We start from the raw sequence: 24632 nt of genomic DNA on the forward strand, positions 1-24632 counted from the left end.
ATAAGTAAATATGAAACTAAAGGTTGTATTTTGCTGGTCGGATATCTCTGGTTATATGGCTGCTTGTTGGCGCGCTCTACATGAGTCCGCTGAAGTGGATGTCTTTGTGATTGCCTTTCAAGCATTGACAGAAACCGCTTTTGGAGATCGATTGATGCAGGATATTCCCTGTCGGTTGCTCGATTTGCAGGCGCGACAAGATGCAAATACGATCGAGCAACTGGTCATCGCCGAGCGTCCCGATGTGATTGTCGTTTGTGGCTGGTTGCACGAACCCTACAGTCAATTAGTCGCGACACATGAGTTACAAAATACCGCCTTCGTAATGGGGATGGATACACCCTGGAAGGATAATTGGCGACAAAGATTGGCACCTTTTGTGCTGCGCTCTTATCTCCAACGGATGGATCGAGTGGTCGTTACCGGAGAACGAAGCTGGCAGTACGCCAGGAAACTGGGGATTGGAGCCGATCGGATCGATCGGGGACTATACGGCATCGATTACAATAGTTGGGTGCCTTTGTGGAAAAAACGATCGGCAGGAGAATGGCCGAAATCTTTTCTATTTATCGGACGTTATATCCCAGCCAAAGCGATCGACATCTTAATCCCTGCCTATCAAGCTTATCGCGATCGAGTTGACGAGCCTTGGGATCTAGTCTGTTGCGGTCAAGGCGATCTCAAGTTTCAACTAGCCGGAAAACCAGGTATTATCGATCGAGGCTTTTTGCAACCCGCCGAAATGCAGCCAGTCTGGGAAGCGGCTGGTGCCTTTATCCTCCCCAGCCGCTTCGATCCTTGGCCATTAGCCATTGTCGAAGCCGCCGCTGCTGGATTGCCAATTATTTGTACTGATGTCTGTGGTTCTGGCGTTGAAGTTGTCCGTCCGTGGTACAACGGGTTGGTAATTTCCGACGAGAATGTGGCAGATCTCACCCAAGCCCTAGTCACCTTCCATCAACATCATGCCGAATTGCCAGAATGGGGCAAACGCTCCCAACAGCTAGCCGCACCCTATGCTACCAATATTTGGGTCGATCGATGGCAAGCCCTACTCCAAGCCGCCGTAAAGTCCCCAGATCGAGGCAATCGTCATAAATAGGACTGTTAGGATTGTGGATTTTGGATTGTCCCCGAATCCCTATTCCCGAATCCCTATTCCCCAATCCCTGTCCCCTAAATTAAGTATGCCTAAAACCTTTATCGATCAACTGTTTACTTTCCTCGGGACTCCTGGTGGCATCATTGGCATTGCCATCGGCATATTGATGGTAATCAAAGCCAGTCAAAGTCGTCCCATGGCCTGGTTTCTATTTAGTCTTTGTTGCTTTGCTTCATCGCTAAATACGTTTGTGGATAGATGGAACCCCATCCCACCCGCGCTAGTATTTCCGCTCCAGCCAATTCGGACTTACGGTAGACCGTTGGCAATTGTATTGCTGGTGCTCCTAGTTTTCTTAGCATTACAAACTCAAAATAATTGGCGAAGATGGATCTTTCCTAAGCCGATTAAGTACTTAATGTTTGTCCAATTTGTCATCTTTTTCAAGACACTAGTCTTCGGCAATGTCGAATTCGCTCTATTATCAGGAGTAACGTTTGGCGGAATTATGTTTATGCTGAAAATGGGGCCAGGACGATGGCTCGAGAATGATGAAAATTTTCACATGGCGGTCAGATCGATCGCGGTGGCGGGGGTAATTTTTGTTGTTGGTAATTCCTATCAATATTATATCAACCCCTTCCCTGTATCATTTATCCAAAACCGTTTTATGGGGACAACAGGGAATCCTCAACACGCAGCCGTATTATTAGCAGCAACGATTCCGTGTTTAATGTTTATGTTTCAAAGCATCCCCAGATGGAATTATATTAAAGCTCTCTGGGTGCTGGTTCTAGTTGTGGTGATGTATTTTCTATTACAGACTGGTTCGCGCACAGGATTACTGATGGGTGCGATTTCAATTTTATTATTTTATCGCCAAAATGGTGGAGCTTGGTTACGAATTGCCTTATTTATAGCCATATCCGGAGCACTATTGTTGCTATTTGCAGATCCAGATACCGTAAGTTCATCATCGGGGATTAATTCTTCTGTGAGTGCTCGCTTCTCATCGGGTGAGAATACTCGTGAAGCTGTCTGGAACGCTTTGTGGGGTTCCTTTATGAGAGATCCCCTATTCGGCGCACCACTACGGGCAGATCGGATGGGTTACGGTGAAAATTCTTGGCTGTCCGCAGGTGCCAACCTTGGTTTAGTTGGATTTATTCCCATGATGATGGTGGGATGGGAATCTTTGAAGCTCATGCGGGAACTATATCGGTTGAGCAATCGCAACTCGTATTACTTTTTTCAAAGTAGCACAGTAATTGCTGGACTGGGATCGATGATCGTCGGTGCTTGTTTTGAGGCTTTCTTACTAGGGAACATTACATTTTCATTAATCGCTTTTTTGACTTATTTACTGATGGGTGGGTATCTAGTAGAAGTCGATCGAGTCCGCACTCGTTATGCTATGGCTGAAGCTGAAGCAGAATATGAGGAGCAGCAGCACGGTGGGGTATATCAGTGAAGATTTTACATGTTATTCCCTCGATTTCCCCCGCACGGGGTGGCACGAGTCGAGCCATCCTCGATATGGTTCATGCTTTACAAGTCCAAGGAATTGATGTAGAAATTGCCACAACCAATGATGATGGTGACGATCTCCTGGATGTACCACTGGGAGAGTGTACGCTGTTCGATCGCATCCCGACGTACTTTTTCCCCCGCTTCTCGCCCTCAATTCCCGCAGTTCGAGAATTTGCTTTTTCAGGATCGTTTACCACTTGGCTGTTCCAAAATATTGCTAGGTATGACGCGATCCACGTTCATGCCATATTTTCCTACACTTCTACCATCGCGATGTTCATTGCTCGACTGCGAAGGGTACCCTATCTAATAACACCACATGGTTTGCTCTGTGAATGGTCGCTCCAGCAAAGTACGCAGAAAAAGCAAGCTTATCTGAAGTTAATCGAAAGGTCCAATCTCGATTGTGCTCGATCGATCCATTTAACCTGTCAGCAAGAGCAAGATGATGTCCTGGCTCTCAACTTTAAATCGCCGACATTTGTCCTCCCACTGGCTCTAACAGAAATTCCAGTCCAGATCCCAGATGCGGCTAATCTCCTCCGTTACAGCTTGAATTGTCCCGCAGATGAACCGATTATTCTGTTTTTATCTCGACTTCATTACAAGAAAGGATTGGATTATCTAATTCCTGCACTCGGGAAACTCCGAGATCGGCGGTTTACCTTTGTAATTGCCGGAAATGGAACTCCAGCATACGAAGCAGAAATTCAGGCTCTATTAGTAACATCTGGGATTGAGGATCGAACTCAAATGGTTGGCTTTGTTGAAGGCGAACACAAAGATCTATTAATCCAAGGATCGGATTTATTTGTCTTAACCTCTCACTCAGAAAATTTCGGGATTGCAGTGTTAGAAGCTTTGGTTGTCGGTACGCCAGTGCTATTAACTCCTGGTGTTGGTTTGGCGACTGTCGTTCGAGATAACGATCTCGGTTACATGACAGATCTCGATATCGATGCAATTACCACTGCACTCGATCGATATTTAACCGATCCAGATCGAGCCAAATTGATGGGAGCACACGCTCGTCAGTTTACACTCGAAAACTACACTTGGGATAAGATTGCCACAGATCTAGTGCAATTTTATCGATCGACGCTCGATCTACCGCCAATCCCATCATAGTTTTGAGATAGTCAGATCATTTGAATCGATCCTCCTAAATATATAGTCAAAAATATTACCCAGGATCGTTAAATGACATCAACTGTCTCAGTGGCACTATGTGCAGATAAAAATATTGAAGTGGGATTGCATGTAACACTGTACTCTCTGTTGCAAAGCTCTCATCATTTTATCAGGATATATTTATTGCAAAAAGGTTATCGATCGGCAGATATTGCCAAAATCCATAGGACGTTAGTGCAGTTTGATGGGAAATATGAAATAAGGGTCATAAATTTTGACGATCGCATTTTTAGTAGGTTTAGGGGACTACATGGAAATAAGTTTGCGTATGCCAGAATTATGCTCGCAAATATCGTATCAGAAGCCAGAATTATCTATCTAGATAGCGATCTTGTCATCGCCAAAGATCTAGGCTCTCTCTTTTTCAAGGATTTAGGTACATATATCATTGGGGCTTCAGGTATAACAACTATGAAATGTGCACTAGATCGAACACTTTTTAGTTCGATTGGTCTAGAACAAGAAGCCAAATACTTCAATTCAGGTGTGATACTAATGGACTTAGATGCTTGGCGACAAGCAGATATCACTAAAAAATGTTTTGATTTTGCCGATGAATATACCTATATACTTGATGCCGACCAAGCTATCTTAAATTATGTATTCTATAAAAACAACTTCTGCGAATTAGATAAGTCCTATAATCATGCTTTGTATCCAACATCAAAGTATATATCACCCGATCTAAAAGATAGTATTTTTCATTTTGTTGGTTCTCCAAAACCTTGGGATTTTCTAGGCGAAGTAATTCATAAGAATCATCCACTATTTCAGAGTATCTTAATTAAGACAGCATTTAATAATTATAAAACTTGCCTTGACTTTTCTGTTCATAGAACAACAAGAACCTTGAGACTGGGTAGATCGTATTATAACTGCTTAAAGCAACAATCCAAGCAAAAAAAAGTCGATCTCAATTGAAATTTCACCTATCCCAAATCTATCCATAGCAGATGAAGATCGAATCTATTACCCCGCTCATTCTCACTTATAATGAAGCTCCAAATATCGAGCGCACGCTCCAGACCCTCACCTGGGCAAAAGAAATTATCGCGATCGATAGCTATAGTGAAGATCGCACCTTAGAAATTCTCAAGTCTTATCCTCAAGTTAAAATATTTCAACGAAAATTTGATACCCATACTCAGCAATGGAACTATGGTCTAGCACAGATTGAGTCAGAATGGGTTTTATCTTTAGATGCAGATTATGTACTGACAGAAACACTCATCGAAACATTTAAATCTGTAGACAATCCAGACATTAATGGCTACTTTATTCCCTTTAAATACTGCGTGTTTGGCAAACCCCTCCAAGGGACAATCCTACCACCTCGATTAGCTTTATTTCGGACTAATAGTTCCACATATATCGACGATGGGCATACTCAATTACTAAAACTTCAGGGTCGATCGAGTCAGCTTGCTGCTTATATCCATCATGACGATCGTAAACCCCTCAGCCGTTGGCTCTGGGCACAAGATCGGTATATGGTCATCGAAGCTAAAAAACTCTTAGAAACACCCGATCGAGAATTAAGTTGGGGCGATCGAATTCGCAAAAGAAAAATCTTTGCCCCCTTGATTATTTTAATCTACTGTCTGATTCTCAAACGTGGAATTCTCGATGGTTGGCAAGGCTGGTATTATGCTTTCCAGAGAACCCTAGCAGAGCTGTTACTGGCGATTCATATCATCGAAGCGGAACACCTGCGCTAACTCGGTTGACAATGGCTACACAGCCATAGAATGAGCCAATCGAAACAACTAATTATTCTCGTTCTGCCAGAAAAGGACAGAGAATACTGCGATTCCATACTTTTAGCTTACGTCGAAACCGTGCTTTTACTACTTTTCCCTGTCGAACTTGCCTTTGTCAATCTGATATTCTGTCTGGGTCCAGTCTATTACACCATTGTTCTGGCGATTCTCCTGCAAGAGAGAGCAACCATCGAAAACTTTTGCTCTTAATGCTAGATGGAGTCATTAAATATAAACTTTACAATCAGCCCATATCCGCCATCAGATTATACGGTAAAATTCAGTTTAGCCTACTGTAAACTACAGGACAAAGTAATACAGTACTGCACTTTAGCTCGATCGTGAGGTAAAAAATATACAATAGGATGACACGATGAAGGAAAAAGAAAAATTTTATCCAGAAGCCTTATTTGGTGGTTTCACAGATATTGATGGAACGGTAGCATTCTTTAGCAGAGTTAATGCGCTGATCGATCCCTCTTTTGTAGTTCTTGATGTTGGTTGCGGTAGGGGCGCGTATAATGAAGACCCCGTAATATACCGAAAAAATCTGAGAATTTTAAAGGGGAAAGCTGCTAAATTAATCGGCATCGATCTCGATCTAAATGCCAAAGACAACCCCTGTTTAGATGACTTTCGACTCATAGAAGGTGATGCTTATGCTTGGCCTGTTGACAACAATTCCATCGATCTAATTGTCTGCGATAATGTGTTAGAACACGTTCCAGATCCAGATCGTTTATTTGTGGAAATTCACCGCGTCTTAAAGAATGGTGGCTATTTATGTCTGAGAACTCCAAATCGATGGAGCTATATTGCGATCGCGGCAACACTCATTCCCAATAGTTATCACTCAAATGTGGTAGCTTTTGCCCAAGACGGGAGAAAACAGGAGGATGTTTTTCCAACTGTTTATAAATGCAATAGTATTCATAAATTAAAAAACATGATGGAAAAGCACGGTCTTGAAAGTGTAGTGTATGGTCATGAAGCCGAGCCATCCTATCTTTCGTTTTCAAGTATTGCCTATTTCTTTGGCGTAATCTACCAAAGATTTTCTCCAAAATTTATCAAATCAGAATTATTTGCATTTGGAAAGATCGAGAAATAAGTAACTAAAGAAAATAGATGTAAAGTCTGTCTCGTTCGATCGAGTCTCGCAGATCTTCCAATCACCGTCACACAGTTTACCTGTACCGGACAAAAGGAAAGGGCACTCATTCTAGTGGTGCCCTTTCTTTTTTTGGCAATATGAAGCGCAATCATGGGTACTATAAGATTGTAGAATTCACTCATGTCTATGCGCTGGTAAGATCTGAGCTAATAAATAAAAAATATTTATCCATAAGTTTCTGAAAATTTTATGACAAAATCGGTAATTTTAGTTACAGGTGGTGCCGGATTTATTGGTGCTAACTTTATTTATCTACAGCAGGATAATCCAGATCTCCAGATTGTCAATTTAGATAAACTTACCTATGCAGGTAATATGGTCACGCTGGCAAATTTAGCGTCGGATGACAGACATATTTTTGTCAGAGGTGATATCGGAGATCGCCAATTAGTAGATAGCCTTTTAGAGCGGTATCAACCACAGGCAATTGTCAATTTTGCCGCAGAAACTCACGTAGATCGATCGATCGATAGTCCAGCTAATTTTGTCGAAACAAATGTAACTGGTACTTTTAATTTATTAGAATCAGCTCGAAAATATTGGCAATCTTTAGATAAAGTAGGACAAAATAAATTTAGATTCTTGCATATATCAACTGATGAAGTATTTGGCTCTCTCTCTCCCACAGATCCAGCTTTTACGGAAACTACGCCCTATACGCCTAATAGCCCATACTCAGCATCTAAGGCTAGTTCCGATCATTTTGTACGGGCATATTTCCACACTTATGGATTGCCAACTCTGATCACTAATTGTTCTAATAACTATGGCTCTTATCAATTTCCCGAAAAATTGATTCCCTTGACGATCCTCAATGCCATCTTGGGCAAACCTTTGCCGATATATGGCGATGGACAAAATATTCGAGATTGGTTATTTGTGGAAGATCATTGTCGGGCGATCGATTTAGTATTAAATTGTGGCGTACCTGGTGAAACTTATAATGTCGGTGGCGGCGCAGAACGGACTAATATTTGGTTAGTTAATAAATTATGTGAAATTTTGGATGAGTTCTTACCCGAATCGGCCCATCTTCCTCACAATCGATCGATTATTTATGTCACCGATCGACCCGGACACGATCGTCGCTACGCGATCGATTTTACCAAATTGCACCGCGATTTGGGCTGGCAACCTCAAGAAGATATCGAGTCTGGATTGCGAAAAACTGTCCGCTGGTATCTAGCTAATCAAGCATGGTGCCAACAGGTAACTGCCGATAAATACGATCTCGAAAGATTAGGCTTAAATAAGTAATAATTCAATAATTAATAATTGATAATTGATAATTGATAATTGATAATTACCTCTCACTGAAGGGGGATGCTCTATACCTATTCCTCTCGATAATACTCCCTAGCTACTCAATAAATAGACGATCGATATCTGTGAGGTTGATTGTTATATTTACTATCCACTATCAACTATTCACTATCCACTATTCACTTACTACCCTAGCTAATATACAGGAGCATTAACTTAAGATGAAAGGAATTATTCTCGCTGGTGGTTCGGGTACGCGGCTCCATCCTCTGACATTAGTAATGTCCAAACAGATGATGCCCGTGTATGATAAGCCGATGATTTACTATCCGCTATCTACCTTGCTACTTGCAGGGATTCGGGAAATCTTAATTATTTCCACCCCCCATGATTTACCAGGTTTTCACAAACTATTGGGGGATGGTAGTCAACTGGGAATTAGGCTGGAATATGCAGAACAATCTCAACCAAATGGTTTAGCTGAAGCCTTTATTATTGGTGAAAAGTTTATTGATGGCGATCGAGTCGCGCTAATTTTAGGTGACAATATTTTCTATAGCGATGGTTTAAGTAAACAGCTCCAATCGGCGGCTGCACTAGATACAGGAGCGGTAATTTTTGGCTATTATGTCAAAGATCCAGGCCGATATGGAGTAGTCGAATTTAATGCCGATGGACGGGCAATTGGACTGGAAGAAAAACCTACACATCCTAGATCTAATTATGCCGTAACGGGATTATATTTTTACGATCGACAGGTTGTCGAGATTGCCAAAACTATTCAGCCATCCGCACGGGGTGAGTTAGAAATAACTGACGTAAATCGGGTGTATTTAGAACAGGGTAAATTAGAAGTAGAACAGTTAGGACGGGGTTTTGCTTGGCTCGATACTGGTACCCCAGAGAGTTTATTACAAGCGGCGATGTTTGTCGAAACGATCGAGCAACGACAGGGTTTAAAGATTGCTTGTATCGAAGAGATCGCCTATCGGATGGGCTTTATTGATGAGATGCAGCTTGGTAAATTAGCCCACAAAATGAGCAAAAGTAATTATGGTAAATACATATTAAGTTTACTGTCAACATAGCCTTTCAGCATGTATTCTCACAAACTGCACTACTCTAAAATTCTGAGTCGGTTGGACAATCGATGACTTTAGATAGTGCATCGACTGCTTAAAAAAACTTCGCTAACTGAATTTTAGGCTTTAGAGAAGTATCATTCGTCGCTCATTCGTCGCTCTTTAATTGGCTGTGCTGGATTGCCAGCATAAATTGTCATTGGATCTAAGGAACGGCCCGTCACACTCCCCAAACATAGTACAGCTCCCCGTCCGAGGGTTACACCTGGACCGACCATCGATCGGGCGGCAATCCAACACCCCTCACCGACATGAATTGCTGTATCCTTCAATTGAAAAGAAGGACTGCTCCAATCATGATTTCCCGTACACAGATAGACATCTTGTGACAAGCAAGCATGACTCTCGATCGTCACCAAAGCCACATTATCGATCCAGCAATTTTCACCCAGCCAAACAAAATCCCCTACCACTAACCGCCATGGAAACTTAATCTTTAAACCTTGCTTGATTCTAACATCCGCCCCAACTCGGGCACCAAAACAACGTAAAATCCAGGACTTAAAGCCAGAACCTACAATCCAGTAGCTACTCACCAATGGCGATCCCAGGTAATACCAAGCCACTTGCTTCCATAATGGTGCCCCAGGTGAATATTCACCCACTGTGTATCGATCTAACCGCATCTCGAATTCCCCTGATTTGCCAGAAAAATATTAATTCTCATGTATAAATTGTATTCCGATCCGGTAGACAGTATTTCGTAGAAATACTATAGTAAAATGTAATAAGTGGTGAAGTATATCAAAAGACTCTCAGCATGAATTTCATTTCGCGCTCAAAACCTTGCATTTAAACGATTATGGCGATCTTTAGTAAGATCGACAAATAAATTTTCGAGGTTTTCGTCAGCCAGATAGTTAGCCATCTAGATAATGAGGGTACCATATATACAAATCTCTTGTATTCCTTATGGTTCATATTCTTTTGGTGAGAATGCATAATCCGGTCCATTGATTTTCCTTTTCTGCTCTGCTCTGCAACAAGACTGATGAAAAATAATGGCTTTATTTATTAAGCGTTCCTCCCCACACATTAGCGATATGTCTTCCTCTACCAAAACGAACTCCCCGTCCAGTCCCGCTACTTCGGCAAAAGATTCTGCTTTTATCCTTCTCAACCCCGATTATCGTAAGCGTCTGAAACCTACTGTTAAACTCAAGATTATCAACCAGTTTTTTCCGCCAGATTATGCGGCAACTGGTCAATTGATCGAAGAATTGGCCCACAATCTCAAAGATTCTGGCTATTATGTTGATGTGTTTACCAGTCAGCCATCCTATGCTTTCGATCGCAATGACTCGCCCCGGATTGAGACATTCACCAGCCAGCCTGCTCGGACTTTCGATCGCAATGAATCGCACCGAATCGAGACATTTACCAACCAGTTACCTCATACATTCGATCGAACTGACTCGCGACACTCAAAAGTTTCCACTCCTAGCTTTTGCCCCTATCCACCAGTCACTCCCAGCCCCAAAGCTAATGGTTCTTTAAGTGTTCGGAGATCGCAATCAGAACGCTTTTGGCCTCAAAGAATTCGGGGCAAAGCAGTTGCTGGAGCGATCTTTTTCTTGCGGACAGCTCTACACTTGTTACGACATCCCGACAGCCGAGAACTAGTATTACTGACTACCGCCCCTCCATTTCTACCTTTGTTGGGCTATTTACTCAGCCGTGTTTGCACGATCCGTTACGTCTGTTTACTGTATGATCTGTATCCAGATATCGCGATCGAACTCGGTGTCATCAAAAAAAAGCATTGGATTTCCAAGTTGTGGGATCGCTTGAATCGACTGACTTGGCAGGAAGCTGCTGGTATTATTGTCTTGAGCGAGACGATGAAAGAACGAATTCTCGCTAAACAGCCAGGCATCGATGACAAAATTGTGGTGATTCCGAGCTGGGTTGACACCAATCAGATCGTGCCAATGCGCAAGCAGGACAACTGGTTCGCACAAGAACATGGACTAGTCGAACCATTTACAGTCCTGTACTCGGGCAACATGGGTCGCTGTCATGATATGGACACACTATTTAATGCAATTATTCTACTGCGGGATACACCGATCAAATTTGTGTTCATTGGCAGCGGTGACAAGCGTAAAGACTTCCAAGATCGTGTCGCCGAGCTGGGTTTGACAAATTGCCTGTTTCTACCATATCAATCTCGCGAAAACTTGCCCTTCTCGCTCACAGCTTGCGATGTGTCGATCGTTAGTATCAGTAAAGGGATGGAAGGATTGGTCGCGCCTAGTAAGCTCTACTCAGCTCTGGCGGCTGGTCGCCCCATTGTGAGCATTTGCGAAGAAAATTCTTATCTCAATGATATATTTGCCCAAGCTCGTTGTGGCATTACTCTCCGCAACGGTGATAGCCAAGGGCTAGCTGACTATCTACACCGATTGAGCCAAAATCCTCGATTGACAGAGGCATTAGGTCGATCTGGTCATAAATACTGCCTCGAAAATTATACAGCAGAAAAAATTGCTGGAGATTACCAGAAGCTGTTTGAATCGTTGGCTCCGTTTAAAAATTAGCTGTCGATCTTTGGTCCACTATCGCGCTCGAAATTTAGGTAGGGGCAATTTACGAATTGCCCTATCCTCCAGCTATTTTCACAAAATTAGACAGGATTTGTAAGCCAGTTGTCGAGGACTTTTCTGGGTGAAATTGTACCGCCATCACATTGTCTTGAGCGATCGCGGCTGTTACGGTTTGAGTACCATGCGTGACATTTGCCGCCCCCACTAACGATCGACTCGGCTCGACGTAATATGAGTGATCGAAATATACCCAAGGATTAGTGTCTAGCTGACTCCACAACGGACAGTTTGACTGACTGAGATAAAGTTGATTCCAACCCATTTGCGGAATGGTTAAATTCGGTTCCGACTGGAATTTACGCACGATACCAGGAATAATCCCCAAACCGGATTCTTCGCCTTCATCCGATCGATCGAATAAAATCTGTAATCCCAAGCAGATCCCCAGAAAGGGTTTTCCACTAGCAATAATATCTTTTAATGGTTGCTCTAAATCTCGATCTCGCAGTTTTTTCATGGCTGGATCGAAAGCACCAACTCCAGGCAAAACGATCGCATCAGCATTCGCTAATTCTGACGGTAAATGGGTAATTAATGTTTCAGCACCAGCATACTCCAAACCCTTGCAAACAGAATGCAAGTTTCCCATATCATAATCTACAACAGCAATTTTTAGCATAATTTAGGTATTAGGTGTTAGGTATTAGGTATTAGGTGTTAGGTGTTAGGTGTTAGGTGTTAGGTGTTAGGTGTTAGGTTTTAGGTATTAGGTTTTAGGAGCTTGATGTACTTATACTTTCAACAGAAACGAGAGATAGACTATCAACTTCCAACTATCCCTGACTGAGTGCAACTGATATATGGTTAGCTGCTGACTGAACTAGGGCGATCGCGTTTTCATATAGCATTCGCTTTGGGCCTAAAACGCTAACACTGCCCACCGGAATCGAATCTTGGTGATAGTTCGTAGAAATTAATGTGCAAGATTGCATTGGCTTGAGTGGGTTTTCGATACCAATTCTAATTGTAGTTTCTGGCTGAAGATTCTCTATTCCAGCGGCGATACTAACCAGAGCAGAATCGAGATTGGGGTTGAATATTAATTCCCAAATTTTGTCTTGTTCTGATTCCAATAAATGCAGTAGGGTTTTGACCTGTCGTAGTTGAGAAAACTCAGGCTGACAGAGAATTTCCGCAATTCCCCAAATCATGATTTGTGATGAATTGATCGGCTTAGATTGTCGGGATAAATCTGTCAGTGAATTACTAATTACCTCTGCATGTTGCTGCAATTGAATGTCGAGTTCGCTCCAATCTAGTTTGAGTACTTCCAGGATCGATCCACCCCTAAGCTTACTATTCAAAAAATTTGATACAACCTGCAATTCTCGATCGAGCGCGTCTCCATCGGCGATTCGAGCTGGCTCTTGAGGCAATTGCATTAAAATTGACTGAGTTTCATAAGAATCCCAGACAACAATTACCATAATCTTGGTAGCTTCCAATCGGACAATCTGAATATGCTTGACAGTTAAACGACGGGTTTGGGGCAGAGTAATCATCGTCACATAGCCACTAAGAGTTGCTAATACTTCTACCGCACCACGTAAAACTGCTTCTAAACTCCACCCATCCCAATCGAGTTTATCGGCAAGTAATTTTTCGACTTGCCGACTGATAGCTGGTGATGGTTTAATCGATCGATCGACATATAAACGATAACCAGAATCCGAAGGAATCCTGCCGGCTGAAGTGTGAGGTTGATACAGAAACCCCGCCTTTTCCAAAGTGGCAAATCCGCTGCGAATTGTCGCTGGACTAATATTTAAATTGTACCCATCTACTAAAGTTTTCGAGCCAACAGGTTCTGCGGTGGAAATATACTGACGGATAGTTGCCCACAAAATTTGCTGATGACGTTTATCCAAATCGAATGACATAAACTACTACCGCTGCGCGGAATTGTGAATTATCGAAATTCTCCAGTGGGTGCGGTGAATCTTAAATTAGGGATGAGGGGTATATTTTGAGTGGTCGATGTTGTTGGAGAGTACTATCCTAACCGACGATCGACATCTTTCGCTAGTCCACAACGATGGTCTATGAAGAAGTGAGTCGGGGATTGAGTTAAAATGACGATCGAGTCAAATGTGCGAGCGTTCGAGACGCGATCGAGTTATGGAAGCCAGCCCAGCCCAGATTAGTCAAGCAGTTCAAAATCTTTACGATACCTATCCTTTCCCGCCAGAACCTCTCCTCGACGAACCGCCCCCAGGCTTTAACTGGCGGTGGCAATGGCAAGCCGCGTATAATTTTTGTACCGGACAGATGCCTAGTCGCGATGATGTGCGAATTCTCGATGCTGGGTGCGGTACAGGAGTTAGTACCGACAGTCTGGTGCATCTCAATCCCCAAGCGCAGGTAACTGCGATCGATCTGAGCCACGGTGCGCTGAAAGTAGCAAAAGAACGCTGTGAGCGATCGGGTGCAACCAGAGTAGAATTTCACCATCTAAGTCTATTCGATGTTGCCCAGCTACCAGGGGAATTTGACCTGATCAACTCGGTTGGCGTGCTGCACCATACCCCAGATCCAATTCGCGGAATTCAAGCCTTGGCGGGCAAATTAGCCCCTGGTGGGTTGATGCATATTTTTGTCTATGGTGAGTTAGGGCGGTGGGAAATCGAACTAATGCAAAAAGCGATCGGGATGTTGCAAGGTGACAAGCGCGGCGATTATCAAGATGGTGTCAAAATTGGTCGTTCTGTCTTTGCCGCTCTCCCCGAAACTAATCGACTAGTGAAACGAGAAAAGGAACGCTGGGCGATGGAAAATCACCAGGATGAATGTTTTGCAGATATGTATGTTCATCCCCAAGAGATTGACTATAATATAGAAACATTATTTGAATTAATCGATGCTTCCGGTTTAGAGTTTGTCGGCTTTTCTAATCCTGATTTTTGGAGTCTAGAGCGACTATTAGCTAAAGCACCCGAAGCACTCGAACGCGCCCAAAAACTAGATGTTCGCGCACAATATCGACTGATCGAACTCCTCGATCCAGATGTCGCTCACTATGAATTTTTCTTAGCGAAACCGCCCCTCCAAACGCCTATGGATTGGTCGCAAGATGAAATTTTTCTCGCGGCAATCCCCTATCGCCACCCCTGTATTGAAGGTTGGGAAAGCCAACACGTCTTTAATTGCGATTGGAAATTAATTAACCTTTCTGATGCTGAGTTTGCCTTCATGCAAGCTTGCGACAAAAATCAACAGCAATTAACAGTTAGTGAAATTTCAAACACGATCCAACTGTCGATCGAAAATGTTCGATCGCTCCTGGCTAATAAATTAATTATGTTGAAGGTTAAGCAGTAATATCCCCAGATCCCCGACTTCTCTGAGAAGTCGGGGATCTAAACAACCATTGCAATCCAAACAATTATGTCTGTAACCGTTCATTTTTTACCTGACAAAATTACCGTCACCGCCGAACCAGGCGAACCATTACTCAATGTTGCAGATCGGGCGGGAATCACGATTCCAACTGGTTGTTTGATGGGTTCTTGTTTTGCTTGTGAAGTGGAAATTGAAGGACAAGAAAACCCCGTTCGTGCTTGTCTAGCTAGTGTCCCGATTTTCCCTCCGAGAGGTTCCACCAACGATGAATCAGTCCTAATCGTGCGTCGTTATGACGATCCGATTTGGTAGACTATAATAAAAACAGCCAAACCTATCGCCAAACATCGTGCGTGAAAAAGTTCTAGCCTGGTTGAATGAAAATGTCCCTCCTAAACGAATCCAACATATACTAGGAGTAGAGCAGATGGCGATCGAACTCGCCGGACATTATCAGCTAGATCCTCACACCGCCGCGCAAGCTGGCTTAATGCACGATCTGGCAAAGTATTTCAAACCCCAACGTTTATTAGAACTCGCACGAGCAGAAGGACTCCCTATCGATGAAGTGGATATAGCCGCACCACACCTATTACATGCTGACATCAGCGCAATTGTTGCACGCGATGAGTTTGGGATCGCAGATCCCGAAATCATTCAGGCGATCGCCGATCATACCCTCGGTAGACCAGAGATGGGTGCGATGAGTTGTATCATATTCCTAGCGGACACCCTCGAAGCTGGGCGTGGCAACACAGAAGAATTGCAATCCCTCCGTCAACTAAGTTATCAAAATCTGCATCGAGCCGTATGGCACACCTGTGATTACTCACTTCAATATCTACTATCCACTCGCTGTCTCATTCATCCTCGCACCGTTCGCACCCGCAACTGGGCAATGACAGCAAGTTTTTCTGAGAATTAGGATGTAAGAATAAGTAATAAGTTTTTTTGACTCTTGATTACTTCTACAACCTAGTCCCTATCCCCTATCCCCTATCCCCTAACTTAATGACTGCAACCTTGACAAATATCCAAGCCCCAGAATACACGATCGAACAACTAGCATTCCTTGCCGCTGACGCAGCAGACGATCGCAAAGCTGGCGATATGGTATTAATTAATATCGGCGAAGTCTCCACCTTGGCGGATTATTTACTGATCGTTACTGGCTTCTCCAAAGTTCAGCTTCGAGCGATTTCTGATTCCGTTGCCGATCGACTGGAAGAAGAACTCGATCGAGTCCCATTACGCACAGAAGGTCACAATAAAGGTGGTTGGATATTAATCGATTACGGCGATCTGATCGTCCATATTCTGATGCCAGAACTGCGGGAATTCTATAGTCTTGAAGCCTTCTGGGGTCACGGTCAAATCGTCACTCTACCAGAAATGCAGCCCAAAAATCCTGTGCATACCGTCGATCTTTATGGGACTACTCCAGAAGCCGATCTTGACGAATACGATCTTGATGATTCTGATTTAGAAGAAATCTAAGTACAAACTTTCAAAGATCTGGAGCCTATAATTTCAATTGCCAACTGATGAGTACTTCTAGTTCTTTTTGTCCGGTTCCCAAAGAGCAGCAACCAATCAATGAATATCAAGAGTTACAAGACTCTTGGTTCTTTGGTTGGGTAAAACTAGAACCAGCTAAATATATTGCCAAATTAATTTGGGTGGGAATTTGGAGTTCGATCGTCACTGCCCCCCTAGCTGAAGCCAGTTTCTCGATCGTCAAATATCCCGTTCAATTTGGCATCTGCGCGATCGGCGGTAGTTTAATATTTGTTACTCTATCTGCCATCCGCTTGTATCTAGGCTGGATTCACGTCAAAGATCGGTTATACAATGAATCAGTTTTTTACGAAGAATCCGGTTGGTACGATGGGCAAACCTGGATCAAAACACCAGAAATACTCGATCGCGATCGATTGATTGTCAGCTACGAAATCCAACCAATCCTCAAACGTATCCAATTGACCTTTCTAACTCTACTAGGAACTGTCATATTTGGTATTAGTGCCTGGATGATTGTCTAGTTCGATCGATAAAACATCCCCGTTGCATGAAAAATCCCCTCCTCGGAGGGGTGCCCGTAGGGCGGGGTGGGTAGATCTCCGCCGCAAATCAAATACTCCCAACTCCCCATCAATGGCTAAACGTACCAAAGCAGCAGCAATAACCGTTAACTTATTGCGAGAAGGAATCATCGAATCCGTCCACCATGTTCAAGCTGTCGTCTGCGACAGCCGTGGACGCGTCCTCTCCGTTGCTGGGGATGCCGAACACCCAACTTTCATTCGATCGGCCCTCAAGCCCTTTCAAGCCCTGCCTGTGACTGCTACTGGTATCCTCGAACGCTATCAATTGAGCGATCGAGACTTAGCCATCATGTGTAGCTCTCACGCCGCCGAAATCATCCATACCCGCCAAGCCTTTAATATCCTCTGGCGTGCGGACATCGATCCCAGTGCGCTCCAATGTCCGATTCCTGCCGGAAAAACCAGCCCCCTCGAACACAACTGTTCCGGCAAACATGCGGGCATGTTAGCCGTCTGTAAAGCCCAAAATTGGCCGCTAGCTAACTATCTAGATCGGCACCACCCCTTGCAAAAAATGATTTTGAGCAAATTTGCCGAAATCCTCAAAATGCCGCCAGATGAGTTTATTGGTGTCCATGATGACTGCGGTGCGCCTGTCTATTTGATGACGATCTCACAAATGGCTACTCTCTACGCCGTGCTATCTTCTGGAGCTAGTCTAGATCTAGAGCGGATTGTCCGCGCTATGACGCATCATCCTGAAATGATTGCTGGGACGGGGAGATTTGACACCCAACTGATGCAGCTTACTCAAGGCGAAGTTGTCAGCAAAGCTGGAGCCGAAGGGGTTCAGTGTATCGGTAAAGTTGGCGAGGGAATGGGTTTAACAATCAAATCTAACGATGGCTCGAAGCGGGCAAAATTTGCTGTCGCGATTTATCTGCTCCAACAAATGGGTTGGATTACGCCATCTGTATCAGAAATTCTGACTGAACAATTTTTATCGATCGGTACTTTTGCACGCTTAGAAGTAACTGGGGAATTGGCAATGGTTTAGAAGACTTTGGTAGCGAATTTTTGTACATTTCAGCTTTGAGCCAAAATGGAAGGCACCCACACCTCTACTATTGTCAGTGTTGGTAAGGATGCCTCTCTGTTAATATTTTTTTGCTGGTAACAATCTCTAACTATCTGTTTTAGGTTTATAAGTAGAAATTACTTCCAAATCCTTGAGTTGTTTAGCATCGACACTTGCAGGTGCATTTGTGAGTAAACACCGTGCTTGTTGCGTCTTTGGAAAGGCGATGACATCGCGAATTGAGTCTTCACCAGCTAACAACATTACCAGTCGATCGAGTCCGTAAGCAATACCGCCATGTGGTGGGGTACCATAGTCGAAGGCTTCGAGTAAAAATCCAAATTTATCATTAGCTTCTTCTGGTGATAATCCGATCGCTGTAAATACTTGTTCTTGAATTTCTCGTTGATGAATTCGCACGCTACCACCGCCGATTTCGGTACCGTTGAAGATGATATCGTAGGCTTGCGCGCGGGCGGTTGTCAGATCGTTGATGTCGTCTGGATGGGGTGCAGTGAAGGGATGGTGGAGAGCTTCGAGTCGTTTTTCATCGGCGTTCCACTCGAACATCGGGAAGTCTGTTACCCACAATAGATTGACTTTATTATCGTCAATTAAACCTAGTTCTCGCCCGACTACTAATCGCAATCGATCGAGTGTTTTATTCACCATCGCGGCATCGCCAGCACCGAATAGTAATAAGTCTCCAGGTTTGGCACCTGTGAGGGTTAATAGTTGCTGTTTACTTTCTGCGGTTAGAGAGTCTTTAATTGCGCCGATCGTGTCAATTTCATTATCTGCTAAGACGCGAATATATGCTAAACCTTTGGCACCTGCTTCGGTGGCTTCTTTGAATAAGTTTCCACCTGGTTTGATTCGGACATTGGAAATAGTTTCATTTCCGCCCGGAATTGGTAAAATTTTGACGATGCCACCAGCCGCGATCGCACCTGAAAATACTTTGAATTGGGAGTCTTTAAATAATTCTGAAACATTGATTAATTTCAGATCGAAGCGGGTATCAGGTTTATCGCAACCATAATCATCCATCGCTTCAGCATAAGTCATCCGAGGTAACGGACGAGGTATTTCGACACCCTTAATTTCCTTGAAAATCTGACAGATTAATTCTTCATTTAGACCGATAATATCTTCCTGAGACATGAAACTCATTTCCATGTCCAACTGGGTAAATTCTGGCTGACGATCTGCACGTAAATCTTCGTCGCGAAAACATCGCGCTACCTGATAATATCGATCGCAACCCGATACCATCAGTAATTGCTTGAATAACTGCGGTGACTGCGGCAGGGCAAACCATTCGCCTAAATTCACTCGACTGGGTAAGATAAAATCTCTCGCACCCTCTGGAGTCGATCGAGTTAAAATTGGAGTCTCAATTTCAATAAAATTGTGGCGATCTTCGAGAAAACGGCGAATAGTCTTGATGACTTGATGGCGAAGTTGGAGATTCGCACTCATTCGTTCTCGTCGCAAATCGAGATATCGATACTTGAGGCGTAAATCCTCCCGCACAAACTCATTTTCAGTCTGAGATACCTGGAAAGGTAATTGCTTGTGGACGCTGTTTAAAACCTCAATTTGCTCCGCATAGACTTCGATTTCGCCAGTGGGAATGCGGAGGTTGAAGGATTCATCGGGACGCTGATAAATTCGTCCGGTAATCTTGACAACATACTCACTACGGAGCGTTTCCGCCAGGCGATAAGAATCAGGCGTGCGAACAGGATCGCAGACAACCTGAACCGAGCCAGATCGATCGCGTAAATGGAGAAAAATCACCCCCCCAAGATCGCGGCGACGATCTACCCATCCACACAGAGTAATAGTTTCGCCAATTTGTTCGGTGCGGATTGTACCGCAATAATGGGTTCGCATATGCTTTGACTAATTCTAATTCGACGACAATTACTGAGAGCCTGATTTTATTCTGAGGTAGTGGGGATGTTGGGTGTTGGGTGTTAGGTATTGGGTGTTGGGGTGTGTTTTTTACCCTGTTACTCTCGATGCCCGAATCCCGAATCCCGTTCGCGAAGCGTCTCGGAACGAGAAACCCCGAATTCCCATCATAAAATCTAAAACTAACCTGAAAAGTAAGGTTAGCTGGTAAATTTGAACAGGAGTCAAATAGGCTCTCCTAATTATCTACCATTCCTTGTCCCACAGATCCAAGCACATTGATGTTATTAGAACGCGATATTCATATCTGGAGTGTAGACCTTACTGTCGATCGTCAGCAAATTGAGAAATTTAGTCAATTTTTAACCAACCAGGAACGTCAACGCGCGGCTAAATTTATTAATCCCACTCATGGCGATAATTGGATCGTCGCACGGGGTAATTTACGCCAGATCCTCAGTCATTACCTCAACCTTGCTCCTGCACAGATCGTTTTTAACTATAGTCTACATGGCAAGCCAGAGATTGAGGATCGGGAAATTCAGTTTAATTTATCGCATTCTCACGATCGAGCCGTATATGCTATTAGTAGGAAATATCCCGTTGGTATCGATCTAGAATATATTCACCCGTTACCTGCGGCGGATTTAGTCGATAGGTTCTTTTCACCCGCCGAGCAAGCCATCTTTCATCGTCTCCCAATGGCAATCCAACAAGCTGCTTTTTTCCATGCCTGGACGCAAAAAGAGGCATATCTCAAAGCCTGTGGAACCGGACTTCACACCCCATTAGACAAAATTGAAGTCTCGATCGATCCCCGCACCCCTGCTGAGATTATTTCCGCTCCCACAGAATGGATGTGGCAGATTCATAAACTCGCAATTTCTCCTGCATACGCAGGCGCGATCGTCATTGGTGGAACGGATGGCGAAATTAAATATTTATAGCAACTGCTCGACAAATTTACTCAGCGTCAAGATGAATATACGCCAGATTGCCGGATTTTTATGGGGTTTAGTGGTAATCATCACCAGCAATACGATCTGGCTCGTTCCTACTGCCGAAGCGTTCCCAGTATCCGCCGAGAACGATGTCAGATTTACTCAGCAACAACAGAAGATCCTGGCACAATTACAAACTGCGAATATTATCTATTTAGGCGAAACTCATGACAGCGAGTCAGATCATCAGCAGCAGCTGGCAATTATTCAAACATTATTTAAACATAAATCGAAGCTGGCGATCGGCATGGAAATGTTTCAACGTCCAGCGCAGCCTTTACTCGATCGATATTTAGCCGCTAAAATTACCACCGCTGAGTTACGCCAGCAGACAGAATTCGATCGACGCTGGGGTTTTAAATGGGAATATTACGCACCGATCCTGGAATTTGCCAAAGCTCATCGCTTACCCATCATTGCCCTTAATACACCGACAGAAATTACCCGTAAGGTGGCTAGAGAAGGCTGGGAGAGCCTCACCCCAGCAGAACTTCAGTATATCCCACCGATCGCCGAAATCGACCGGAGCAATGCTAAATATCAGCAGATGATTTTAGCTAGTTATCAACAACATGCGGGGATTGTCTCGATCTCCAGCAAGAGTTTTGATAGATTTTATACCGCTCAACTATTATGGGATGAAACGATGGCAGAACGTGTTGCTAATTTTGTCAAGCAAAATCCCGACTATCAAACAATCGTATTGGCGGGTCGATCGCACATTATCTATGGTTACGGCATCCCCGATCGAGTATTTCGTCGGTTAAACAGATTGAAACTTTACCAAAAAACAGTCTTACTCAGTCACGATGGCAATTCAGAACAGCCCAAAGCAGCCAACTTTAGCTGGAATGGAGATTGAATTATTGACGTTGCTGAATCGAAATCTGATTGTGTAATTTCGCCAAAAATTAGCTTCCTCTTAACAAATTACAACGGTAGGATGTATAAATTCTCTCTTGGAGTTTGAATGCAGAATTGTTGTAATTAAATAAAATTGATGATGCGAAAATATTCAATTTAGTGTAGACTGCATTACTATAGATATCTTGGATGACTAGATCGAAATACCAAGCAACTTTGGTTTCTTAAAGATCGAATTTAAGCTAGAACACACCTCAATAGCCGACTGCCTCTGCTGACTAATTCAAAACTTTAGAGATCGAGCATCTAAATATCAGATATTTAATGTTAGGTTGCCCAGATATTAGTACTTATTTATTAGTTTCAGCCACGTTCGTAGTTACAATTTGATAGCTAATCGCGAACAGGGGTAGCAAGGATCGCATTTTGCAATGAACCAGTTTCAGCAAAACTTTATTACATCAGTCATCGATCGTTATGGTTTAGAACTTGACGGACATCAAATCGATACTATCACCGCGACTTGGTTTCAAAGATACGATCGAGCCTGGATTGTCAAAGCAATCGTGGAATCTCTCTACCGAGGACGGTATAAAATCAAATCCATTGATAATATCCTCAGAGACTGGGAAAGACTAGGTAAACCACGCTACGGCTTCACCCCTGATTACGAGCGGGAAATTTTGCAGAATTTACCAACAGTAACCGATCTAAGCACAACCCCGCTATCACCAGTATTATCATCACCAATCGATCCACCAGATACTGATTTGCCAGTAATTCAACCTGCTCTGTACGATAGCAAAAATCTCAACCCAGAAGAGTCAGCACCTTTTCAACATCATAGTCAATCGGTCTCTACAGCTCAACCGATCGACGCAGCAGCTCTCAATTTAGAATCAGGCAACGATATTCTCAACCATAGTTCGCTAGCAGATAATGGTGATTTAGATAGATTTATGATGGTTGATGAGAGTGGCTTTGCCCAAAGTAAGGTAAAGTCACATCGGATCGTCTCCCTACCAGTCAAATTTCAGTTATTTAATACTCTTAAAGCCATTATCGATCCCAATAATCACCTTCAAGCTGAAGTGGATCGATCGGGCTATTCGCAACCAAATTCTGAGAATACAGATCGTCCTCGAATTGCCACATTTAAACCCCCGATCCCCAATATTAGCGAAGGACAACATTCGTCCTAACGGTTGCGGAGTACCTGGAGCAAGGTAAGAAAATAGGTAGGAATAGGTGCTGTGACGCTCACAAGCTCGCCTGTGAGAGGATGAATCAACTGTAATTGCCAAGCGTGGAGAGCTTGCCCTGGCAGCTTTACACCGATCGATCTACCAGTACCATAGACGGGATCGCCAACGATCGGATGTCCCATTTGGGTAGTATGAATCCGAATCTGATGGGTTCTACCTGTTTCGAGCCGAAATTTGAGCAGGGAAAAACTGCGCAATCTTTCTTCGATCTGCCAATGGGTGACAGCAGATCTACCACCTCGATCGAGTGGTAAAATAGCATTTTTCTGTCGATCGACCGGATGGCGACCGACAGGGAGATCGATCGTCCCGCTGTCGGCCTTTGGCGTGCCGTAGACCACTCCTAAATAGTCCCGTCTAGCAGTTTTAGCCTGAAGTTGTTGTTGGAGGTGCTGGTGGGCGAAATCGGTCTTGGCGACGACCATCGCACCAGTGGTATCTTTGTCTAAACGGTGGACGATTCCCGGACGCTGAACTCCGCCGATACTGGAGAGGGGACAATGGGCGAGGAGGGCATGAACGAGAGTGCCCGTATTATGTCCAGCGGAAGGATGAACCACCATTCCGGCGGGTTTATTAACAATTAATAGCTGTTCGTCTTCGTAGAGAATATCGAGGGCAATCGATTCGGGGATAAGATCGAGTGAATCGGTGGGTGGGATGACTACACACAATCGATCGCCAGGTTTTAATCTATACTTCTTGTCAGTACAAACTCGACTATCGATGTGAATATGTCCTTGGGAAATCAGCTTTTGCAACCGCGAGCGAGAAAAAGCTGGCAATTGCTCTGTCAGCCAGAGATCGAGCCGAGGTTCCGGTTGATGATTAGCTTCAAAAATTAGTTCGATTAATTGTTGTTCGACTGGTAAATTATCGATCCCGACTACATCTATTAAATTCATTGCGTTATGAAAATTAAATTTCGTCGCCGTCATCGTACTGTGCGGATTGAAAACAAAGACGGTAGATTTGTCATCCATGGCATGGGGAAATGGTATCACCATTGGCAAGATCCGTATCATTTATTCCTGACTATTCCCTGGATTGGGTTTATGGGAATTATCTCGGCGGCTTATCTAGCACTCAATGCATTGTTTGCATTGGCGTATTTAGCTGGTGGTGATTGTTTGGATGGTGCGAAGCAAGGTGATTTTGGTGATGCTTTTTTCTTTAGCGTTCAGACTTTGGCTTCGATCGGGTATGGAGCGATTCATCCTAAGACATGAGCGTACTGCAGGTGAAGCACACCGTTGAAATCCAGCGCAGTCGGAACTTTAACGTCGGCCGTCCAGCCGGCAAACGCTTGGGGTGTGCGGCCTGTAAACTGGTATTCCAGCACGACGTTCGTG

At 43.8% G+C, this 24632-nt stretch carries 24 protein-coding genes; 19 read left to right on the forward strand and 5 right to left on the reverse strand.

Annotation, left to right across the window (positions count from 1 at the left end; all coding sequences use genetic code 11):
• The first annotated feature begins 10 nt into the window (after positions 1–10).
• The 8 genes from RMO55_RS21850 (at position 11) to rfbA (ending at position 9108) form a co-directional block, all read left to right on the forward strand.
• Positions 11–1102 carry a glycosyltransferase family 4 protein gene (locus RMO55_RS21850; RefSeq protein ID WP_310430238.1) on the forward strand — a complete coding sequence of 364 codons (1092 nt, stop codon included), beginning with the start codon at positions 11–13 and terminating at the stop codon, positions 1100–1102.
• 85 nt (positions 1103–1187) lie between these two features.
• The gene (locus tag RMO55_RS21855) at positions 1188–2573 is read left to right on the forward strand and encodes a hypothetical protein (protein ID WP_310430239.1); all 1386 of its coding nucleotides are present in this window, start codon (positions 1188–1190) and stop codon (positions 2571–2573) included.
• A complete protein-coding gene (locus tag RMO55_RS21860) occupies positions 2570–3760 on the forward strand; it encodes a glycosyltransferase (RefSeq protein WP_310430240.1) in 1191 nt (396 codons plus the stop codon). Before RMO55_RS21855 ends, RMO55_RS21860 begins: the two co-directional genes overlap by 4 nt.
• 72 nt (positions 3761–3832) lie before the next feature.
• A complete protein-coding gene (locus RMO55_RS21865; protein ID WP_310430241.1) occupies positions 3833–4744 on the forward strand; it encodes a glycosyltransferase family 8 protein in 912 nt (303 codons plus the stop codon).
• A gap of 32 nt (positions 4745–4776) precedes the next feature.
• The gene (locus RMO55_RS21870; protein ID WP_310430242.1) at positions 4777–5541 is read left to right on the forward strand and encodes a glycosyltransferase family 2 protein; all 765 of its coding nucleotides are present in this window, start codon (positions 4777–4779) and stop codon (positions 5539–5541) included.
• A 415-nt stretch (positions 5542–5956) separates the two neighbouring features.
• Entirely contained in the window at positions 5957–6694 is a 738-nt protein-coding gene (locus RMO55_RS21875; RefSeq protein ID WP_310430243.1) for a class I SAM-dependent methyltransferase, read from the forward strand.
• Between the two features lie 252 nt (positions 6695–6946).
• A complete protein-coding gene (rfbB, locus tag RMO55_RS21880) occupies positions 6947–8014 on the forward strand; it encodes a dTDP-glucose 4,6-dehydratase (RefSeq protein ID WP_310430244.1) in 1068 nt (355 codons plus the stop codon).
• Between the two features lie 227 nt (positions 8015–8241).
• The gene (gene rfbA, locus RMO55_RS21885) at positions 8242–9108 is read left to right on the forward strand and encodes a glucose-1-phosphate thymidylyltransferase RfbA (protein WP_310430245.1); all 867 of its coding nucleotides are present in this window, start codon (positions 8242–8244) and stop codon (positions 9106–9108) included.
• 131 nt (positions 9109–9239) lie between these two features.
• On the opposite strand, the gene RMO55_RS21890 is transcribed toward rfbA, so the two are convergent.
• On the reverse strand, positions 9240–9788 hold the full coding sequence (locus RMO55_RS21890; RefSeq protein WP_310430246.1) for a WcaF family extracellular polysaccharide biosynthesis acetyltransferase: 549 nt from the start codon (positions 9786–9788) through the stop codon (positions 9240–9242).
• Positions 9789–10205: 417 nt separating this feature from the next.
• Between RMO55_RS21890 and RMO55_RS21895 the strand changes: the two genes are divergently transcribed.
• Positions 10206–11702 (forward strand): glycosyltransferase family 4 protein, encoded by a 1497-nt coding sequence (locus RMO55_RS21895; RefSeq protein ID WP_310430247.1) that lies wholly within the window; start codon positions 10206–10208, stop codon positions 11700–11702.
• A gap of 61 nt (positions 11703–11763) precedes the next feature.
• Here RMO55_RS21895 and hisH read toward each other — a convergent pair whose 3' ends face one another.
• Both hisH and hrcA read right to left on the reverse strand, forming a co-directional pair.
• Complete coding sequence (hisH, locus tag RMO55_RS21900) at positions 11764–12387, reverse strand: imidazole glycerol phosphate synthase subunit HisH (protein ID WP_310430248.1); 624 nt, start codon at positions 12385–12387, stop codon at positions 11764–11766.
• A gap of 154 nt (positions 12388–12541) precedes the next feature.
• A complete protein-coding gene (hrcA, locus tag RMO55_RS21905; protein WP_310430249.1) occupies positions 12542–13648 on the reverse strand; it encodes a heat-inducible transcriptional repressor HrcA in 1107 nt (368 codons plus the stop codon).
• 238 nt (positions 13649–13886) lie between these two features.
• On the opposite strand from hrcA, the gene RMO55_RS21910 reads away from it, so the two are divergent.
• The 6 genes from RMO55_RS21910 (at position 13887) to RMO55_RS21935 (ending at position 18209) form a co-directional block, all read left to right on the forward strand.
• Complete coding sequence (locus RMO55_RS21910; protein ID WP_310430250.1) at positions 13887–15086, forward strand: class I SAM-dependent methyltransferase; 1200 nt, start codon at positions 13887–13889, stop codon at positions 15084–15086.
• 66 nt (positions 15087–15152) lie between these two features.
• Complete coding sequence (locus tag RMO55_RS21915) at positions 15153–15419, forward strand: 2Fe-2S iron-sulfur cluster-binding protein (RefSeq protein ID WP_310430251.1); 267 nt, start codon at positions 15153–15155, stop codon at positions 15417–15419.
• Between the two features lie 37 nt (positions 15420–15456).
• Positions 15457–16032, forward strand: coding sequence for a bis(5'-nucleosyl)-tetraphosphatase (symmetrical) YqeK (yqeK, locus tag RMO55_RS21920; RefSeq protein WP_310430252.1), 576 nt, complete (start codon positions 15457–15459; stop codon positions 16030–16032).
• Between the two features lie 86 nt (positions 16033–16118).
• Positions 16119–16604 carry a ribosome silencing factor gene (rsfS, locus tag RMO55_RS21925; protein ID WP_310430253.1) on the forward strand — a complete coding sequence of 162 codons (486 nt, stop codon included), beginning with the start codon at positions 16119–16121 and terminating at the stop codon, positions 16602–16604.
• Between the two features lie 47 nt (positions 16605–16651).
• A complete protein-coding gene (locus RMO55_RS21930) occupies positions 16652–17149 on the forward strand; it encodes a CGLD27 family protein (protein WP_310430254.1) in 498 nt (165 codons plus the stop codon).
• Between the two features lie 112 nt (positions 17150–17261).
• On the forward strand, positions 17262–18209 hold the full coding sequence (locus RMO55_RS21935; protein WP_310430255.1) for an asparaginase: 948 nt from the start codon (positions 17262–17264) through the stop codon (positions 18207–18209).
• A gap of 126 nt (positions 18210–18335) precedes the next feature.
• Here the strand turns inward: RMO55_RS21935 and aspS are convergent, their stop codons facing one another.
• A complete protein-coding gene (aspS, locus tag RMO55_RS21940) occupies positions 18336–20129 on the reverse strand; it encodes an aspartate--tRNA ligase (protein WP_310430256.1) in 1794 nt (597 codons plus the stop codon).
• A 302-nt stretch (positions 20130–20431) separates the two neighbouring features.
• On the opposite strand from aspS, the gene RMO55_RS21945 reads away from it, so the two are divergent.
• From RMO55_RS21945 to RMO55_RS21955, 3 genes are all read left to right on the forward strand, one after another.
• A complete protein-coding gene (locus tag RMO55_RS21945) occupies positions 20432–21097 on the forward strand; it encodes a 4'-phosphopantetheinyl transferase superfamily protein (protein WP_310430257.1) in 666 nt (221 codons plus the stop codon).
• A complete protein-coding gene (locus RMO55_RS21950) occupies positions 21075–22013 on the forward strand; it encodes a ChaN family lipoprotein (RefSeq protein ID WP_310430258.1) in 939 nt (312 codons plus the stop codon). The genes RMO55_RS21945 and RMO55_RS21950 overlap by 23 nt, the downstream gene beginning before the upstream one ends.
• Positions 22014–22446: 433 nt before the next feature.
• The gene (locus tag RMO55_RS21955; RefSeq protein ID WP_310430259.1) at positions 22447–23217 is read left to right on the forward strand and encodes a hypothetical protein; all 771 of its coding nucleotides are present in this window, start codon (positions 22447–22449) and stop codon (positions 23215–23217) included.
• Here RMO55_RS21955 and RMO55_RS21960 read toward each other — a convergent pair.
• Positions 23214–24185 (reverse strand): RluA family pseudouridine synthase, encoded by a 972-nt coding sequence (locus RMO55_RS21960; RefSeq protein ID WP_310430260.1) that lies wholly within the window; start codon positions 24183–24185, stop codon positions 23214–23216. The genes RMO55_RS21955 and RMO55_RS21960 overlap by 4 nt on opposite strands.
• Positions 24186–24191: 6 nt before the next feature.
• On the opposite strand from RMO55_RS21960, the gene RMO55_RS21965 reads away from it, so the two are divergent.
• Complete coding sequence (locus tag RMO55_RS21965; protein WP_310430261.1) at positions 24192–24509, forward strand: ion channel; 318 nt, start codon at positions 24192–24194, stop codon at positions 24507–24509.
• Positions 24510–24632 lie beyond the last annotated feature (123 nt).

The organism is Chamaesiphon sp. VAR_48_metabat_135_sub (genome assembly GCF_031418915.1).
Classification (GTDB): Bacteria; Cyanobacteriota; Cyanobacteriia; order Cyanobacteriales; family Chamaesiphonaceae; genus Chamaesiphon.

Coding starts and splice junctions, on each gene's coding strand:
- RMO55_RS21850 (WP_310430238.1), top strand. CDS start 11: ATGAAACTAAAGGTTGTATTTTGCTGGTCGGATATCTCTGGTTATATG.
- RMO55_RS21855 (WP_310430239.1), top strand. CDS start 1,188: ATGCCTAAAACCTTTATCGATCAACTGTTTACTTTCCTCGGGACTCCT.
- RMO55_RS21865 (WP_310430241.1), top strand. CDS start 3,833: ATGACATCAACTGTCTCAGTGGCACTATGTGCAGATAAAAATATTGAA.
- RMO55_RS21870 (WP_310430242.1), top strand. CDS start 4,777: ATGAAGATCGAATCTATTACCCCGCTCATTCTCACTTATAATGAAGCT.
- RMO55_RS21875 (WP_310430243.1), top strand. CDS start 5,957: ATGAAGGAAAAAGAAAAATTTTATCCAGAAGCCTTATTTGGTGGTTTC.
- rfbB (WP_310430244.1), top strand. CDS start 6,947: ATGACAAAATCGGTAATTTTAGTTACAGGTGGTGCCGGATTTATTGGT.
- rfbA (WP_310430245.1), top strand. CDS start 8,242: ATGAAAGGAATTATTCTCGCTGGTGGTTCGGGTACGCGGCTCCATCCT.
- RMO55_RS21890 (WP_310430246.1), bottom strand. CDS start 9,788: ATGCGGTTAGATCGATACACAGTGGGTGAATATTCACCTGGGGCACCA.
- RMO55_RS21895 (WP_310430247.1), top strand. CDS start 10,206: ATGTCTTCCTCTACCAAAACGAACTCCCCGTCCAGTCCCGCTACTTCG.
- hisH (WP_310430248.1), bottom strand. CDS start 12,387: ATGCTAAAAATTGCTGTTGTAGATTATGATATGGGAAACTTGCATTCT.
- hrcA (WP_310430249.1), bottom strand. CDS start 13,648: ATGTCATTCGATTTGGATAAACGTCATCAGCAAATTTTGTGGGCAACT.
- RMO55_RS21910 (WP_310430250.1), top strand. CDS start 13,887: ATGGAAGCCAGCCCAGCCCAGATTAGTCAAGCAGTTCAAAATCTTTAC.
- RMO55_RS21915 (WP_310430251.1), top strand. CDS start 15,153: ATGTCTGTAACCGTTCATTTTTTACCTGACAAAATTACCGTCACCGCC.
- rsfS (WP_310430253.1), top strand. CDS start 16,119: ATGACTGCAACCTTGACAAATATCCAAGCCCCAGAATACACGATCGAA.
- RMO55_RS21930 (WP_310430254.1), top strand. CDS start 16,652: ATGAGTACTTCTAGTTCTTTTTGTCCGGTTCCCAAAGAGCAGCAACCA.
- RMO55_RS21935 (WP_310430255.1), top strand. CDS start 17,262: ATGGCTAAACGTACCAAAGCAGCAGCAATAACCGTTAACTTATTGCGA.
- aspS (WP_310430256.1), bottom strand. CDS start 20,129: ATGCGAACCCATTATTGCGGTACAATCCGCACCGAACAAATTGGCGAA.
- RMO55_RS21945 (WP_310430257.1), top strand. CDS start 20,432: ATGTTATTAGAACGCGATATTCATATCTGGAGTGTAGACCTTACTGTC.
- RMO55_RS21950 (WP_310430258.1), top strand. CDS start 21,075: ATGGCGAAATTAAATATTTATAGCAACTGCTCGACAAATTTACTCAGC.
- RMO55_RS21955 (WP_310430259.1), top strand. CDS start 22,447: ATGAACCAGTTTCAGCAAAACTTTATTACATCAGTCATCGATCGTTAT.
- RMO55_RS21960 (WP_310430260.1), bottom strand. CDS start 24,185: ATGAATTTAATAGATGTAGTCGGGATCGATAATTTACCAGTCGAACAA.
- RMO55_RS21965 (WP_310430261.1), top strand. CDS start 24,192: ATGAAAATTAAATTTCGTCGCCGTCATCGTACTGTGCGGATTGAAAAC.